Below are 17,023 nucleotides of genomic sequence, written 5' to 3' on the forward strand. Positions count from 1 at the left end.
GCGCCCTGAAAAAACGAAATAGAGACATCGGGGCGCGGCTAGCAGCGCCCCGAATGGGATAAGAGAATTAGGCGAAGGCTCCTGCACTAGCCTTGGCGCGGATCAGCGTAGGCTCACAGCCCGTTTTCGCTTGATAATAGAGTTCAACAGCAGCAACTAATTGTGGAATCACCGTCGCTGGCGCCATAGCGACAACACAGCCACCAAAGCCACCACCGGTCATACGCGCACCCGCTTTGCCCTCACCGGCATCAGCAAGAATATTCACCAATGTATCAATTGCCGAAACCGTGATATTAAAATCATCGCGCATGGAAGCATGAGACTCTGCCATCACTTTAATCAACCCCGCCAGATTGCCTTCGGCAAGCGCGTTTGCCGCTGCCAGCGTACGCTGATTTTCAGTGAGCACATGGCGCGCACGGCGAAAACTCAACTCATCCAACTGGCCTTCGGCCGCCAGTAATTGTTCCAACGCAACTCCGCGCAGTGAAGTTTGGCCAAAATAAGCGGCCGCTTGTTCGCACTGTTGGCGACGCTGGTTGTATTCACTATCAACCAAGCCGCGTTTCACACCGCTGTGCACTATGAGAATTTCCCAATCTGCTGGAACCGGCACTGCTCGAGCAGTGAGCTCCTGACAATCAATCAGCAATGCCGCATGCTCTTGGCCGCGTGCTGAAATCAACTGATCCATAATCCCGCAGTTACAACCAACAAAATTGTTTTCTGCAGCCTGCCCCATCAAGGCGGCCTGTGTAGGATCAACTTGCTCGCCACTAAGCGCTGTCAGCGCGCGAATCAACGCCATTTCAAGCGATGCCGAACTACTTAAACCAGCGCCTGAATGCAGATCACCGGCGATGTATAAATCACCACCAGCAAGAGCAAAACCCTGAGTGCGCATTTCTTGCACTACACCGCGCACATAATTAGCCCATGAGGCATTCCTGTCATCAACCTGATCTACATCAAGGTCAACAGTGACTAACTCATTATCAAAGTTGTACGCGACTAATCGCAGGCTGCGGTCAGCGCGCGGTGCGAACGCAATATAGGTGTGATAATTGATTGCCGCAGGCAAGACAAAACCGCCATTGTAATCAGTGTGCTCACCAATCAAGTTCACCCGACCCGGTGCCTTGACTACCGCCACTGGCGCCACGGCAAAATAGTGTTCAAATAATTCGCTCACACGAGCATTGGAGAGAGTCTTCATGCTCGTCTTACCTCAGTCTAAAATGAATAGGGCTTTGTTGACGCAAACGTTCTGCGGCTTGCTCAGGAGATAGGTCGCGCTGGGTTTCAGCCAACATTTCATACCCCACCATAAACTTACGTACACTGGCACTGCGCAATAGCGGCGGATAAAAGTGTGCGTGCAACTGCCAATGCGCTGTGTCATCAGCCGTAAAGGGTGCACCGTGCCATCCCATTGAATAGGGGAATGAGCACTCAAACAGGTTGTCGTAGCGGGCGGCGATATCACGCAATATGCTACTGAGACTTAGCTGTTGAGCAGCACTGAGTTGCGTGATACGCGCGAGCTTATGCTTGGGCAACAGAAGGGTTTCATAAGGCCAAGCCGCCCAAAATGGCACCACCACGAGCCAATCATCGTTCTCGACTACCACCCGCTCACCATTGGCGGACTCTTTCAGCGCATAGTCCAATAGCAGAGGAATTGCATGTTGATCAAGATAGACGCGCTGCTGTTGATCCTCTTTACTAACCAGCGTAGGCAATTGCGATTGCGCCCAAATTTGACCATGGGGATGAGGATTTGAGCAGCCCATCACCGCACCTTTATTCTCAAAAATCTGCACACTGGCATAGCTTTTACCGAGATCTGCAGCTTCCACCATCCAAGTCTTAATAACCGCGCTCATCTCCTCATCATTCAGCAGCGGTAAGGTTTTGCTGTGATCGGCAGAAAAACAAATCACCCTGCTCGTGCCATGCTCCGCCTGAATTTGAAACAGCGAATCACGGCTAAGGGGTGCATCAGGCACCGCGGGCATTAAAGCGGCAAAATCATTGGTAAATACAAATGTGGTCTTATAAAGGGGATTAACCTCCCCTCCTGCGCGCGCATTTCCCGCACAGAGATAACAAGCAGGGTCATGGGGCGGACTTTCCGGCCATTGATTCTGTTCTTGCTGCCCCTGCCAGGGGCGCTTGGTACGATGAGGGGAAATCAATAGCCACTCACCCGAGAGCGGGTTATAGCGGCGATGAGGGTGTTCGTTTACTGAAAATTCTTCTTTCATAGCATTTCTTATAGGGCATATAAATATGATAATTAACCGATTGGTGTAATTTACCCTAAACAGAGATGCTCTGCAATCAGCGCGCAGTTTTACCCAAAAGAAAAAGCCCCGCATGTTTTGCGGGGCTTTCATGGGAACCACTAGCACTCAAATCAACCAAAGCGATTAAACGCGATAATTCCCCACACAATAGCCAGCAACACCAAACTCATAAAAACCAGCGCTGAACCTATATCCTTAGCGCGCCCGGATAGCTCATGGCGCTCAGAGCCTGTGCGATCCACTACCGCCTCAACTGAGGAGTTGGCCAACTCAGCCATCAATACCCAAAACACACTACTAATTAATAAAATCAACTCTATGTGAGTTTGCGCAAGCCAAAACGCCGTAGGAATCAAAACAACCGCTAACCCCACCTCCTGCCGAAAGGCAGCCTCGTACCTCCAGCTGGCAGCAAACCCTTTCATCGAATAACCAAACGCATCTATTACGCGCGCGATACCGGTTTTGCCTGGCTTACTCATTCATTGTCTCCACTGGGTTGTCACTACAGATTAATTACATGGTCACACAATAGTCACACAGCAATGTTACTAATAGATGGCGCAAGCAAAAATTAGATTGCCTGTGCGATTTCATCTGCAACTATTTAGCAACGGCGGTGAATCATGAACACTTTTTTACAGCGCGTCCATCACTTGGATACCCTCGCCTTTTTGTGGGTTCATGTGACTAAAGGCTTTCAGTATCGTCGCTCCGTCAAATTCATTTCGCAGACCGGCGATGGCCCATTCTATTTAATTGTTGCCCTCTGTTTATTGGCCCTCGAACCTGTTGCGGGCACACATTTTTTCTGGGCCGGTATTATCGCCTATATTTTTGATGTCAGCTTATATTTGCTCTTGAAAAACTTGATCAAGCGCGATCGCCCAGCAGTAAAAATCACTACCTATCAAGCGTGGATCACACCATCTGATCAATTCAGTTTTCCCTCGGGGCACACGGCTGCTGCCTTTTTATTTGCCTGTTTGATTTTTAATTTTTATCCAATATTTGCAATTCCCTGTTTTATTTGGGCCAGTGCGATTGGCATGAGCCGCGTATTACTCGGCGTACATTACCCGACAGATTTAGTCGCCGGAGCACTGCTAGGTAGCGCCTGCGCCTTCTGGGGCATTTATTTGCACTCGTTAATTATTGCATTGCATTAGCAGAGTGATGATTAACCCACTCGATATTCAACCAAAGAGCGAGACCGCATGAAAATATTGTACGGAGTTCAAGGCACTGGCAATGGCCACACGACGCGCGCGCGTATTATGGCGAAAGCCTTTGCCGATGTTGGCGCACAAGTTGATTGGGTTTTTTCAGGCCGGGAGCGTGATAAGTTTTTTGATATGGAAGCCTTTGGCGATTTCCAATGCTATCGCGGGCTTACCTTTGCCACCGAAAAAGGAAAGGTTTTATTTGTAAAAACCGCACTGACCTCTAACATCGCCCAACTTTATCAAGACACCAAAAAAGTTAACGTAGAAGGTTACGATTTTATTATCAATGATTTTGAACCGGTGTCCGCTTGGGCAGCAAAACGTGCAGGCAAAAAAGTGATTGGTATCTCGCATCAAAACGCTTTTTTTTACGATATTCCCAAAGCCGATAGCAACTTTATCACCGACTGGTTCATGCATAACTTTGCGCCTGTCACGCAAGCAATTGGATTGCACTGGCATCACTTTAATCAGCCAATATTGCCGCCGCTGGTGGAGCCGTCGCACTACCCTAATGTCTCTACACCAAAACATTATTTGGTCTATCTGCCATTTGCAGGACTGGACGATATAGTTCCGCAGCTGCGCCAATTTCCCGATTACGACTTTTTTATTTATCAACCAGTGCCTGCGGCTTATGACGAAGGGCACATCCATGTTCGCCCCTTCTCCCGCGAAGGCTTTCAAATGGATTTGCACAGATGTGAAGGGGTGATTTGTAGTGCCGGCTTTGAACTGCCCAGCGAAGCCATTCATTTGGGTAAAAAGATATTAGTGCAGCCCGTTGCCGGGCAAATGGAACAAAAGTCCAATGCTGTAGCGCTGGAAAAATTAGGTTATGGCCATGCCGCTAAACAGTTTGATCTGGCAACCTTAAGTAAATGGCTGCCACTAAAACCGCCAGCTGGTCCGCGCCATTACCCAGATGTCGCTAAAGCACTCGTGCATTGGTTAATGAATGGCGGCGGTGAAAATATCAGTGATTTACAGCAGCAGTTATGGAAAGAAAGTATCGCGCAGGAAACACAGTTGACAGGATTGCTGGCTAAATAAAAATGGTTTGAACTAATCCAACGAGACTTTTTGACGCGCCGATTTAATCGACCCTCGCTGGGTTTTTGCATCCATCCGGCGCTGCTTGGAAGAAAAGGTTGGTTTGGTTGCGCGGCGCATTTTTTCAATTTTTATTGCGTCGATAATAATTTCTTGCAGACGCGCGAGCGCATCCACACGGTTTTGTTCTTGGGTGCGAAAACGCTGGGCTTTGATGATAAGCACGCCCTCACTGGTGATGCGTTTATCACCCAAGGCCAGTAATCGCGCTTTGCAAAATTCACTTAATGAAGAATTTGGGATATCAAACCGCAAATGTATCGCACTCGACACCTTGTTGACATTTTGCCCACCCGCACCCTGAGCGCGCATGGCGTTACACTCAATCTCACTCAGGGGAATGACAATCGACGCATTCACGCGCAACATATTAGTGTTGCCCTGCCGCTTGGTAAAAATGCAGTGGTTTTCGATCGTCGACCAATACTGGCTGCAGATTCCGATCCAATCGGCTACGCCATGAGTGCCAGCGCACAATCACCCCACCTAAAAGCAACCCAACAAAACCACTGAGTGTAGTAATACCTTCGTGAGCAAATTGGTGATGGGCCACGGCGGTAGCAATCAGCAGGGTGATTAAAGGCAGCATATAAACCAGTAACGCACCCTTGGCGATAACGTCTTCGGGGATGCCAATTTGGATTTCATCCCCCAAGTGGTAGGTTTCCGGCTTGCGCCCTTCCAGCAGTACCCAAATATACGCTGTGTGACCATCCCACTTATTGATCAAACTTTGCCCGCAACCTTTTTCGGCTTTACAGGAACCGCAGGCCGATTTCTGGATGGTTTCCACCCAAACACCTTCAGCTTCTATCGCCACTATGCGACCAGTTTCGAGAATCATACGCTTACCTTGAATGTGCAGACTACTAAAGGGAATTAGAGCCCATTTATATTCTGCGCAATTTTTTGCGCGGTGACGACCGGTATTTCACCAACTACGGTGATGCGATAACTTTTGCCTTGATGCACCAAGGAATCCATTACCGCCAGAGTTGCGCCACGAGAAGCAACTCCTTCAGGAATTGCACCAGTTGCCAATTCAACAAATACCGAAAATGTTGTTAGCCCGTCGGTATACATCATCATGTCAATATGGTCGCGCACCTGACGCTGACCCGCAAACGCAAAACCAGGTGGCACCCAAGCCAAGCGCCAATGTTCCGACTGTTTCAAATCGGAGGGATTACATTCACTGATCTGGGCAGTTGCCGAGCGCTGCAATTTAGCGGCTGGTTGCTGGCGAATGCTGTCCACATCAGGGCTCAAATCTAGATCGATGAACTGGTAACGCTCTAGTGGCCGAGCCGACTCATCGACCAGCCAGGATTTCAATACCAGGCCAGTCTCATTATCAATCGTCAACAATGAGCTGTGACGATAAGTATCCAATGGCAGCGCGAGTAGCGCAGTCGCTTCGCGCCCTGCGACCCGCTCCGGACCGCGAATTTCAAATTTATACAATTGATCCATTCGTGCCAGATTAGCGCCTAGTTGGCCAATCTTACCTTGCAATAGTTGATCGCCAAGCGATGCGCAACCTATCGCCTTACCCGAGCGCAAAAATTCCCGCTCTGGTCCATTCAAGTGCTGTAACCGCTCATGTTCTATACCATCTTGCACCCAATGGATAACCCGGAAACTTTGCAATGAGGGATTATCTTTGTGCTGATAAGTAAAAGATCCCTGATAATTCAGGGTGTGCGGAATACTCGCCATTTTTTGCAATAGTTTGGTTACTTCTTGCGACTGGGTAATATTGGATTGTGCTTGGGAAGATGTGACAACTACATCTTGAGCGTGCAGATTAAGCGATACCAACAATGGGAATACAAATAAAACGGGGCGAATAAACAGCGGCGTTAACATTAGAAACTCGCGAGAGAGTGGATCAAGGGAGCAGCATAACTGCTCCACCTGTTAAAGCAACGGCTAGCTAGAACTATTCCTCTTCCACCAGAATAACGCGAGTATAAGGCAACATACCTTGGCCGCTATTAATCGACGCATTATCGGTATGCTCTTGAATCAGCTGGTTAACGTAGGTACTCACGTCTTCATTATAAATAGGTGCCGCTTCTTGGCGTGGCACAAACATTACCCGACGATTTTCCTGTGGGCGCGATTCATAACCACTTTGCACAGCTACAGTTCGCGCAGAAAGTGCAGGCGCATTGATACCAGAGGGCAAATTGGCCGCTTTGGTTTCGGTCGCTGCAACAGGTGCAGAAACAGCATTGTTAACCGCGAATTCTGCCGTTTGTGGTGCCACCGTTTGATATTGCTGCACACCAACAATCAAAGCCCCAGCGACCGATGCCGCTACTGCAACACGGCCTGCCTGCTGCCACCAGCGCAACGGCATGACAACCACATTGCCCGAGTCAGCTTGGTTAGCCTCTGGTTGCAACGCAGCCTGTGGTTTAAGCGTATAAGTTTCTTCAGCATCAATTGCCGCACTGATACGTGACGCAAAGTCGCTGGAAGCAATAACAGGGAGTTCACCCTTAAGGCCTGCACTGGCAATTTGATAGCGAGACCAAGTAGATTTGAGTTCAGGGCTTGCATCAAGTGCCTTGAGCAGCCGCTGAATCTCCAACTCAGACGCCTGATTATCCATAAGTGCTGACAAAGATTCGGCAAGCACTGGTGGTTGGATTTGCTCTGTCATTCTCGCTGGTGCCTCTGTTAGAAGTGCTCGCAGGTGCGCAAAAAAAATAATTTATGCATTGCGTTATTAAAGGGCCAGTAACCTTAATACTTAACAGCTCTGACCCAGCTGCTTTCTATGACTAGACAATAGTCAATTGGTTCACGAAATTACAAAAAAATGTGCAAGTTTTTCAATAGGGTTGCTATTTCCCTTCCACGCTCTCATCAACTTGAGATTGGCTAATCTTCAATGAGCGGTTTGATGCGTTTATCAATCGCCTCGCGCGCGCGGAAAATACGCGAACGCACTGTGCCAACCGGGCACGCCATTACCTCGGCGATCTCCTCATAGCTCAAACCATCAATTTCACGCAGGGTCACCGCAGTGCGCAGATCATCCGGCAGATCCTGAAATGCCTGCTCAATCGTATCCTGCAGCTCTGCGCATAAAATATTATGCTCAGGTGTATTTAATTCGTGCATGCCGTCATTGCCATCAAAGAATTCAGCATCTTCGATTTCCACATCGCTGGTTGGCGGGCGGCGGTTGCGCGCAACTATGTGATTTTTGGCGGTGTTAATAGCGATACGGTAAATCCAGGTGTAAAACGCACTATCTCCGCGGAAATTGGGCAGCGCACGATAGGCTTTAATAAAGGCCTCTTGCGCCACATCCTGAGCTTCGGCGTGATCGCGAATAAAACGACTAATCACCGCCAGTACTTTGTGCTGGTATTTAATTACTAGCAAATCAAACGCGCGTTTATCGCCTTTTTGAACTCGCTCGACCAGTTGCTGATCAATATCAGGCGCCAGTTGCGCTGTCATTCTTTTAACCCCCAAGCGCCCTAACCTTGCTGGTTATGGGCAAATCTATGTCAGTATTCCAGAGCTAATCGTCTCAATTCAGAAACCGACCTCACTAAACCAACTTTATCACCTGCTATCCATGGAGCGATTTGCAATGGTGCAAGTATTTTTCTACAACCTCAACTATTAAAGCTGGTTGGCTCATAGACAAAACCATGCTTAAAAAGTTCATGAATGATTATACGGAGTTATTAGCCCAAAGGCTGTTTACTTCGTATAAACCTCTGCGGGCTTGATATACTGCGCCAAAATCTACCCGCTTCACCTAATCCTATCGCCCACTGGGTCATACTTGCATGAAAAAACACTATCAATACGATGTTCTGGTTATTGGCTCAGGCGCAGCCGGTTTGACACTGGCGCTAAGTCTAGCCCAACAAGCGCGGGTTGCTGTGCTCAGCAAAAATGAAATCAACCAGGGCTCTACCTGGTTTGCCCAAGGCGGCATAGCAGCAGTATTGGACGATCAAGACTCCATTGACGCACATGTTGCCGACACCCTGGTTGCCGGAGCCGGCCTCTGCCATGAAGACGCCGTGCGTTTTACCGTTGAGCGCAGTAAGGACGCGATTCAATGGCTGATTAACCAAGGCGTCAATTTCACCAAGGAAAATAACAACGGCGATTATCACCTGACCAAAGAAGGCGGCCACAGCCACCGACGCATTATTCACAGCGCCGATGCCACCGGCCAAGCGGTGCACTCAACCCTGATCGAACAGGTTCAGCAACAAACCAATATTGATATTTTTGAACACCACGTTGCGGTCAACCTGATCTCTCAAGCCGATGCAGATTCGCGCAAACTGCGCTGCAGCGGCGCCTATGTGTTAGACAGCAAAAATGATGCGGTGCATGTATTCCAGGCCAAAGTGGTTGTTCTGGCAACAGGCGGTGCAAGCAAGGTTTATTTGTATAGCAGCAACCCGGATAGCGCCAGTGGCGATGGCATCGCCATGGCGTGGCGCGCCGGTTGCCGGGTGGCCAATATGGAATTCAATCAATTCCACCCCACCTGTTTATATCACCCAAGGGCGAAAAACTTTTTGATTACCGAAGCACTGCGCGGCGAAGGCGCGTATTTGCGCTTGCCGAGCGGCGAACGTTTTATGCCGCGCTTTGACGAGCGCGAAGAGTTGGCGCCGCGCGATATAGTCGCCCGCGCCATTGACCATGAAATCAAACGCCTGGGTTGCGACTGTGTATATTTGGATATTAGCCACAAACCCGAAGAATTCATTAGCGAACACTTTCCAACGGTAAAAGCGCGCTGCCTGGAGTTTGGGATCGACATTACCAAGGAGGCCATCCCAGTAGTACCTGCAGCGCATTACACCTGCGGCGGAATTGTGGTAGATAAAAATGGCCAAACCGATTTACAACATCTCTATGCGATTGGTGAAACCTCGTTTACCGGATTACACGGCGCCAATCGCATGGCGAGTAATTCCCTGCTCGAATGTATTGTCTATGCACAATCGGCCGCGCAGCATATTTTGGCCAAGCTCGACAGCATTCACGCACCAGAGTTATCGCCGCAATGGGATGAATCGCGCGTAAGAGATTCTGATGAAGACGTTGTTATCTCCCATAACTGGGACGAATTGCGCCGTTTTATGTGGGATTACGTGGGCATTGTGCGCACTCACAAACGCTTGGAGCGCGCGACACATCGCATCAAACTGCTACAAAAAGAAATCGCCGAGTATTACAGCAACTACACCGTCAGCAGTGATTTGATCGAGTTGCGCAATCTGGCAATTGTAGCGGAGTTGATTATTCGCTCGGCTCATGAGCGCAAAGAGAGCCGCGGCTTGCACTACTCGCCCGACTATCCGGAAAAATCACCTATAGCGCGCGATACCATTCTGGTGCCCACTAATTTCGCCGGGCAAGATGTAATCGTCAGCAAAGAAGTCTAAACACTCGCTTACGCCTTGGGCGTTAAACAAGCGCGCAACCAGCGGCGTAAGCGGGCGTTATCGGTTTTAGTTAGCGCGTCACAAAACAATAACAAGCGGCAAACTTTGCCACCTTCGGTGTCGCGCAAGGGCAAAATAATCAACCAAGACCAACACAAAACCTCACCAGCCAGCACTAAGTGACGGGTATGCCCCGCCTGCTCCAGCAGCCAATGATTGTCAGCAAAACCGAGCGCGCCGACCACAAAACAGTCGCGTGTTTGGCGATACGCCCACCAAACCCCACCCCAACACAACAGCAGAGCCAGCCCCCAGAGAACCTGTTTAACGATAAAAGGATAAAAGACCAACAACAGACTGGCGACAAACGCGCTGTAACTATAGCGATAAAGCAGAGAGCCTAAACGGGAGCGATTAATAGAGACCGCTGCCAATCGCGGCAGCGGTTTTAATGCAGATGAATCAGCAGTAATCAGATTGGAATCAACTGCTTTTTTGAAGACCGGTATTTGCACGAATAATACCTACAATCCGTTGTAGTTCAGGGTTGGCAGGGTCATTCCTGCGCATAAACCAGGCAAATAAATCCTGATCCTGCTCCTCCAATAACAACCAGTAACGCTCTTTGTCAGCCTGTTCCAAGGTTGGATAGACATTTTCCAGAAATGGCATCAGCACCAAATCCAGCTCCAACATTCCGCGCCGGCTACCCCACAACAAACGATTGATATCCACGCCACTACCTATTTTGATGATTCGACAGGCAACGATTATAAACGAGCTGCAACCTATGCGCGAACCCTCAGCACAACTATGTCGCCGCCAATACACAGTAGCTCAGCAAAAACGGTATGATGCGGGCAACATCACCTTGATTAATTTAGGTTTTGTCATTAACACCATACAGAGAATCACACACTTTAGCGGTATTGATCGTCATGACTCACGCCAGCCTCACCACCAACCATTCCACCTACCGGGTAACCCTTAATCAAACTCGATTACTGCTAGTCAAAGGGCCAGATGCCAGCAAGTTCTTACAAGGTCAGGTCACTTGTGATCTGCGCGAGTTAAGCGCTCCCGTCACCCGCATTGGCGCACAATGCAATCCTAAAGGGCGCATACTACTCAGCTTCCGCGCCCTGCAAATGGATGCAGAAACCATCGCCCTGCGTATTCCCGCATCTATGCTGGAAAAGGCCAAAAGCTCGCTCGGTAAATACATCGTCTTCTCCAAAGCCAAGTTGCACGATGACAGCGACTATAGCCTTTATGGGATTTATGGCGATGCAGCCCAACAAACAGTTGAGGCCGTTTTTAAAAAGTTGCCCGCAGGGAATGATGGCTGGATCGAACAGGACGGCAACTTTCTAATCCAGCTGGATGAACATCGCTTTGAATGCTGGATTAAATCAAGTGAAGTCGCCAAGTTTGAACAACTAACCAGCCACACACTTTCCGGCGACATCAATGGGTGGGAATTACAAAATATTCGTGCAGGCGTTGCCGACATCCACCCTGAAACATTGGAGCTTTTTACCCCTCAGGAAATTAACTACCAACTGATTAACGGCATTAACTTCCGCAAGGGCTGTTATACCGGTCAGGAAATCGTGGCGCGCTTGCATTATCGCGGCAAACTAAAACGTCATATGTACCGTTTTACCCTGAGCAGTACCCAGCTCCCAACACCCGGTAGCGCACTGATCAACGCCAAAACCCGGCAGGCCTGCGGGCACCTTGTTGCCGCTGCTTTCGCCGCCGACGGCCAAATTGAGATTCTCGCTTCTTTATTGGATGAGCAATTAGATCAGGTAACACTGGAAAACAGCGGGGAAATTTTCAGTCAACTACCGCTTCCCTATGCTATACCTACAGCAGATGACATCATTGAATAAACGCTGCTATAGGATCACGCATGAACCCGATTGCTGAAAAAGTTCGCACTGAAATTATCACCGCCATCAACAACGACCGGCTTGTTTTACCTACCCTCCCCGAAGTTGCGCTAAAGGTACGGGAAGTCGCCGACGACCCGGATGCCGATATTGATAAGCTAAATGGTGTGATCGGTGGGGATGCCGCGTTGAGCGCCCGTATTATCCGTGTCGCCAATAGCCCACTGCTACGCGCTAGCCGTGCCATTGAAGATTTGCGCACCGCACTTATGCGCCTCGGCATTCAATACACCTGCAATATCGCCACCGGTCTTGCGATGGAACAAATGTTCCAAGCCACGTCCGACCTGGTCGATATGCGTATGCGTGAAGTTTGGAGTCGCTCCAGCGAAGTTGCGGGCATTAGTCACGTATTGTGTAAACACTACACCCGCTTGCGGCCAGACCAAGCAACCCTCGCCGGTCTCGTGCACAAAATTGGCGTGCTCCCCATTCTCACCTACGCAGAAGATCACCCCGCACTGCTCAAAGACAGTTTCACCCTCGATGCAGTCATCGACGAATTACACGGGCCAATTGGCGATCTCATTTTAAAAACATGGGGATTCCCTGAAGAGCTAGCTCATATTCCAACGCAACATATCGATTTTGCGCGTCAAAGCCCTAAAGCGGATTATGGCGATATAGTTACCGTAGCCATGCTGCAAAGTTATCTCGGCACAGACTCACCCATGACCAAAATAGATTGCACCAAAGTAACAGCTTTTGAGCGCTTAGGTCTCGACCCAGATATGCAGATTGCAGAGTCAGAAGATTTAAGTGAAGAAATGGAAGCAGCCATGTCGCTTCTACTTTAAAAGTGGTGACCGTTAAGCATTAGAAAATAGTTTTTTAAACAACTCAACGTCAGGTGGGCCACGATGAATGTGAAAGGGATGTTCGCTTGAATCAGGCTCTGCGCACCACCAACAACTTTCCCCCTGACTGGATTCAAGCGTATTGAGTGCGGCTAAAACAATTGAAGCAGGCACTTCAGATCCAACATGCTCAACAAGAAAAGCACATATCGAATCCAGCAAAAAACTTTCTTGTAGTAAAATAGGAAGCTCATTCGCTAGCGAAGGCAGGTATGACACAGAATCAACACAGCTCAAGGTTTCCCCGCGTAAAATAGCAACAAAAGGAAAATACCTTCCTACAGAATCAACACTCGGCATAACCGCACCGTATAGATATTCTTCCCCCCAGACTCCGGGGCAAATGACAAAACTCCAGACCGGTGCAGTTAAATAACTATTCAACCAATCTTGATGGTCGGAAAATAAGCCAACCATGCCTGCGCTAAACCAATTATCAAAATACTGCACATAACTGTAGGGCATATCCCGCGATACAAAATCACCAGAACTGGGAATTTTCCCATAAAAACCACAATTGAACGGAGATGACGCATCACTCATACTAATTTAATCGCACAGGACACGAAAAATCGCTTAACTCAGCCAAATAAAATGGATTGTTAACGCTACTAGAAGTAATTTCAAGCACCACTTTATATCCTTGAATAAACAAGGTGGAAATAAACTTTTCCGGTTGTAAACGACGCCGATCCCCCGAATCAAACAAACGCATCAATGCCCAAGGGCCATTTACGACCAAAGACTTTCGATTGGCTTCTGCGCTACTCAATTCGATTCGTATCTGATTGCTGCCCAATGGGCCAGGCCAAGAAACAGCTCGTGGAATTTGTGGCCCATGAGCATATTGAAATAACTGCCCATCGAAATCGAGGGAAAGCTGGCTAATCGCCGCGTCCATTTCCAGCACCTTGAACTCAAAATTTAATGCAGGCATGGAGGCACCGGAAGCAAAAAACACATCGCGAATTTTTGCCGCTTGCTGAAATGATTTAATCGGCAACTGTCCATTATTGGCTTGCCGTAGAGCCCATACTCTACCACTAACATCAGTGATCGATTTTAAATGTGTATTAAAAAAACTATCCATCAATCCGCCAGGTGAAAATAGTTTTGAAAAATCAGCATAGGTAGCATCACGGTTAGAATTGCGATCAAAAGGATAACGCCCCCGTATAGCAACGCGACAGAACTCACCCACCGAACTTTCCAACTCGGCACTTAAGGCTCCCCTAATCCCTCCATCAGCCTGCCTTCGACCTTCATCGGTCAATCCTTCCAGAACCGTGCGTATAGGGACAGGATAACGTACGGCCTCTGCACGGATTTTTGCAACTGTGTGTTGTTGATCCAACGCCCTTACGCCACTGCGGATAGAAAAATCAATATTAGAAAGATTAACATATACATCATTAAATAATTTCAGCAGTGCATTTACTTCGGCCTCTTTGTTAGCACCAAGACTAAACTCTATTAACTCTTTGAAACGAGCACCGACTATTTCTTCGAACTCATCATCCATTAACGTCGTCAGAGATAACCCCTCAACATGACTATTCAAACCTGAAACTCTAGCAGTGACACGTTTCGCCAACTTATCAACCACCTCACTGGATTGCTCAGGCAAACCCTCTGAAAGATTTAGCTCCCGCGCAGCCGCGTTTAATAATTTAATTAACGGCGAGTCCGCAGAAGATAAAATACGTGCGATATCGATAGATTCAGACATGGAGCGAGTATCAGCTAGACGCAGATCGCCAAGATAATTATCCCAAACTGTCGCATACTCCTGCAAATACAAGCGATTTATTGCTCGCTCTGTATCCGTTTTATTTAAATCATCCATACCTTTTAAACCAGCAGATGAAAAAGAGTCCAGCACCCAAGACTCTTCTTTAGCAATTCCTGCAAGCTCAGCATCTAACGCTGGCAAAAACACTTCGCGATAGCCCGCTCGAGTAAAAAATCCAGGAATACCATCGCTTAATAGCTTCCCACTGCTACGCTGAAATACGAAATTGCCTTTTGCACCGCCACCACTTAGAAAAGAAAAATCAGTCATGTTATTTTTCATTAAGCGAGCCTTAATCGTTTGATAAGCTCGTTCAGCGAAAGAAAAACCACTAAGTGCTCTACGCTTTTCTTGAACCAATGTTTCATTTAATGCAAACGGAGAAATCAGCTCTTGCTGAGAAAACAAATTGCGCAGATGAAATAACATAGCCGCTTGTTGCTCACGAGAAATATCCTGAGAAAAACGCTGCTTGAAATCTGCCTGAACAAATTCCAGCAACTGCTTACCATTATAATGCTCCGACTGATTAAGCATTAAATAAGCTTTCAATGCTTGGTAAGTAGAGTCCAAGTCACGCCCTGTTGAGGCATTAAGCAACTGCTCCAATCGTTGCGCCACCACAGGCAGCAATTTACTTCGCAAAGCGCGTTCATAGATATACTGAGTTGCAGTATCAATTTTCAATCCTTGATACAAACCAAACGTCATTTCAAGTGGCGGACTGTCTGCGAGAAAGTCATCCCCAGCTGCTATACAACATAGCTCGTTAAGCGAGGGAAGATATCGAACAAAATCAACCACACCGGAACTGGATAAGCCTATGAATTCTGTAGCTGCAGCTTTGTTTTTTGCTTCGACATCCTGTAAATAATCAATATTTTTATAATAACTTCCCGCCAAAAAAACAGAAAAGGTTACAAACATAAGCAGAATTAAACTGTGTGCCCCCAGCCCAAACCATAATTCCTTTTTTTCCTCCAGTCGATTTTTACCCGCCAAATGTGCCTCAGGAAAAATAACCTTGGTAATCAGATCTTTTAAGAAAAAACTGCGCCCACCAACACCTTTCTTATTAATGTTTATACTCGAACTAACACCGAAGCGGCGACCTAGCGCGCTCAACACCCGATCAAAAGGTGTTCCTTCTTGAGTACCGCTAGTAAAATAAACACCTCGCACTAAAGCCCCAGAGCAATCGCCACCCAAGAAAATCTTATCTACCATGTCGCTTATTAATGGAAGGCAATTAGAAAAATTTTGTGGGAACGCATAAGCTTGGGCTCGACGCGAAACATCCGTCTCACGTAACATAATATCCGGCACTCCATCGAATAAGCGCCGGGCAATCAGACCCAATTTCTTACGAATTAACTCATTCACCCCGCTCTCAGCAGACCCATGATTAGTCTGAAAGGGGAAAGTAAATCCCAATACCTGCTCACGCTCCTCTTTAGAAAAATCAGCAAAATAGTCGCCAAAACCACCTAGAAGATCCGCTTTGGTGATCAGAATATAGACAGGGAAACTAATGCCTAGTGATTTCCCTAGCTCATTCAAGCGCGCCTTAATAATGGCCGCGTGCCTATCGCGCGACTGTTCGCCACCAGCCAAAAGATCACTCATTGCAATGGTTAACACCGCACCGTTTAAAGGTTGTCTTGGTCGGAATTTTTTCAACAACGCTAAAAATCCAAGCCACTCATCTTTATCATTTTCACTGTGGCTTTCATGTGTAATATAACGACCTGCTGTATCGATAAACACGGCATCATCAGTGAACCACCAGTCACAATTACGCGTGCCTCCGACTCCCTTTAAAGGCTCTCGCCCAACAACTTCGGCCAACGGAAACTGCAACCCACTATTGATTAACGCTGTGGTTTTTCCTGAACCTGGGGCGCCAATAAAGACATACCAAGGAAACTGGTAAACAAATTTTTTCCGTAAGCCAGAGAAAAAACCGTTACGAGCCTCGTTAGTGGTAATTTTTAAGTGCCCCATAGCATTGGCAAAATTATGACTCAACTCATCTAATGCAGGCGCATTTTGCGATTCAGACAATCCCTTACCGGCCAAGGCATCAATAAACTTGTCATTAATTCTATGTACGCGCCAAACAGAAACTAATTTTTTAATTAAAAAATAAGCAAGCAATAGCGAAATCAGCAAAATCCGATGACTAATGGCCTCCAATGGCCGCCATTCTGCAAACGCAAACAATGGGCCGACAAACCAGATGGCACAGATAAGCGAGATTATTGCAATTAGCTTCCACAACACAGGGTGAGATAAAAAGTGAATAATTTTACGAATCACGA

General features: G+C 47.7%; 17 protein-coding genes. 5 read left to right on the top strand and 12 right to left on the bottom strand.

What is annotated here, in order from left to right:
- Nucleotides 1-67: 67 nt before the first annotated feature.
- The 3 genes from galK to AWU77_RS14800 all read right to left on the bottom strand — a co-directional run bounded on the left by galK (nucleotide 68) and on the right by AWU77_RS14800 (nucleotide 2,794).
- A complete protein-coding gene (gene galK / locus AWU77_RS14790; RefSeq protein ID WP_062064862.1) occupies nucleotides 68-1,219 on the bottom strand; it encodes a galactokinase in 1,152 nt (383 codons plus the stop codon).
- A 7-nt stretch (nucleotides 1,220-1,226) separates the two neighbouring features.
- Nucleotides 1,227-2,270 carry a UDP-glucose--hexose-1-phosphate uridylyltransferase gene (locus AWU77_RS14795; RefSeq protein ID WP_062064864.1) on the bottom strand — a complete coding sequence of 348 codons (1,044 nt, stop codon included), beginning with the start codon at nucleotides 2,268-2,270 and terminating at the stop codon, nucleotides 1,227-1,229.
- A gap of 152 nt (nucleotides 2,271-2,422) precedes the next feature.
- Nucleotides 2,423-2,794 (bottom strand): diacylglycerol kinase, encoded by a 372-nt coding sequence (locus AWU77_RS14800; RefSeq protein ID WP_062064867.1) that lies wholly within the window; start codon nucleotides 2,792-2,794, stop codon nucleotides 2,423-2,425.
- Nucleotides 2,795-2,938: 144 nt separating this feature from the next.
- Between AWU77_RS14800 and AWU77_RS14805 the strand changes: the two genes are divergently transcribed.
- Entirely contained in the window at nucleotides 2,939-3,481 is a 543-nt protein-coding gene (locus tag AWU77_RS14805) for a phosphatase PAP2 family protein (protein ID WP_062064869.1), read from the top strand.
- 48 nt (nucleotides 3,482-3,529) lie between these two features.
- The gene (locus AWU77_RS14810) at nucleotides 3,530-4,591 is read left to right on the top strand and encodes an MJ1255/VC2487 family glycosyltransferase (protein WP_062064871.1); all 1,062 of its coding nucleotides are present in this window, start codon (nucleotides 3,530-3,532) and stop codon (nucleotides 4,589-4,591) included.
- A gap of 12 nt (nucleotides 4,592-4,603) precedes the next feature.
- Here AWU77_RS14810 and arfB read toward each other — a convergent pair whose 3' ends face one another.
- The 5 genes from arfB to rpoE form a co-directional block, all read right to left on the bottom strand.
- Nucleotides 4,604-5,020 carry an alternative ribosome rescue aminoacyl-tRNA hydrolase ArfB gene (arfB, locus tag AWU77_RS14815; protein WP_062064873.1) on the bottom strand — a complete coding sequence of 139 codons (417 nt, stop codon included), beginning with the start codon at nucleotides 5,018-5,020 and terminating at the stop codon, nucleotides 4,604-4,606.
- Nucleotide 5,021: 1 nt separating this feature from the next.
- A complete protein-coding gene (locus tag AWU77_RS14820) occupies nucleotides 5,022-5,495 on the bottom strand; it encodes a SoxR reducing system RseC family protein (RefSeq protein ID WP_062064875.1) in 474 nt (157 codons plus the stop codon).
- Nucleotides 5,496-5,530: 35 nt separating this feature from the next.
- Nucleotides 5,531-6,520, bottom strand: coding sequence for a MucB/RseB C-terminal domain-containing protein (locus AWU77_RS14825; protein ID WP_062064877.1), 990 nt, complete (start codon nucleotides 6,518-6,520; stop codon nucleotides 5,531-5,533).
- Between the two features lie 73 nt (nucleotides 6,521-6,593).
- Nucleotides 6,594-7,322, bottom strand: coding sequence for a sigma-E factor negative regulatory protein (locus tag AWU77_RS14830; RefSeq protein WP_084618460.1), 729 nt, complete (start codon nucleotides 7,320-7,322; stop codon nucleotides 6,594-6,596).
- Between the two features lie 221 nt (nucleotides 7,323-7,543).
- The gene (rpoE, locus tag AWU77_RS14835; RefSeq protein WP_062064879.1) at nucleotides 7,544-8,131 is read right to left on the bottom strand and encodes an RNA polymerase sigma factor RpoE; all 588 of its coding nucleotides are present in this window, start codon (nucleotides 8,129-8,131) and stop codon (nucleotides 7,544-7,546) included.
- Between the two features lie 338 nt (nucleotides 8,132-8,469).
- On the opposite strand from rpoE, the gene nadB reads away from it, so the two are divergent.
- A complete protein-coding gene (nadB, locus tag AWU77_RS14840) occupies nucleotides 8,470-10,095 on the top strand; it encodes an L-aspartate oxidase (protein ID WP_062064881.1) in 1,626 nt (541 codons plus the stop codon).
- Between the two features lie 8 nt (nucleotides 10,096-10,103).
- Here the strand turns inward: nadB and AWU77_RS14845 are convergent, their stop codons facing one another.
- Together AWU77_RS14845 and AWU77_RS14850 are read right to left on the bottom strand one after the other, a co-directional pair.
- Entirely contained in the window at nucleotides 10,104-10,610 is a 507-nt protein-coding gene (locus tag AWU77_RS14845; RefSeq protein WP_062064883.1) for a protein YgfX, read from the bottom strand.
- Nucleotides 10,579-10,830 (bottom strand): succinate dehydrogenase assembly factor 2, encoded by a 252-nt coding sequence (locus AWU77_RS14850; RefSeq protein ID WP_062064885.1) that lies wholly within the window; start codon nucleotides 10,828-10,830, stop codon nucleotides 10,579-10,581. The genes AWU77_RS14845 and AWU77_RS14850 overlap by 32 nt, the downstream gene beginning before the upstream one ends.
- A gap of 203 nt (nucleotides 10,831-11,033) precedes the next feature.
- Here AWU77_RS14850 and AWU77_RS14855 point away from each other — a divergent pair, with 203 nt between their 5' ends.
- Nucleotides 11,034-11,993 (top strand): folate-binding protein YgfZ, encoded by a 960-nt coding sequence (locus tag AWU77_RS14855; RefSeq protein WP_062064887.1) that lies wholly within the window; start codon nucleotides 11,034-11,036, stop codon nucleotides 11,991-11,993.
- A gap of 20 nt (nucleotides 11,994-12,013) precedes the next feature.
- Nucleotides 12,014-12,850, top strand: a complete 837-nt coding sequence (locus AWU77_RS14860; protein ID WP_062064889.1) for an HDOD domain-containing protein — start codon at nucleotides 12,014-12,016, stop codon at nucleotides 12,848-12,850.
- Between the two features lie 12 nt (nucleotides 12,851-12,862).
- Here the strand turns inward: AWU77_RS14860 and tagF are convergent, their stop codons facing one another.
- Entirely contained in the window at nucleotides 12,863-13,453 is a 591-nt protein-coding gene (gene tagF, locus AWU77_RS14865; RefSeq protein ID WP_062064891.1) for a type VI secretion system-associated protein TagF, read from the bottom strand.
- 1 nt (nucleotide 13,454) lies between these two features.
- Entirely contained in the window at nucleotides 13,455-17,021 is a 3,567-nt protein-coding gene (gene tssM / locus AWU77_RS14870) for a type VI secretion system membrane subunit TssM (RefSeq protein ID WP_062064893.1), read from the bottom strand.
- Between the last annotated feature and the right edge of the window lie 2 nt (nucleotides 17,022-17,023).

This window comes from Cellvibrio sp. OA-2007, assembly GCF_000953825.1.
GTDB lineage: Bacteria > Pseudomonadota > Gammaproteobacteria > Pseudomonadales > Cellvibrionaceae > Cellvibrio.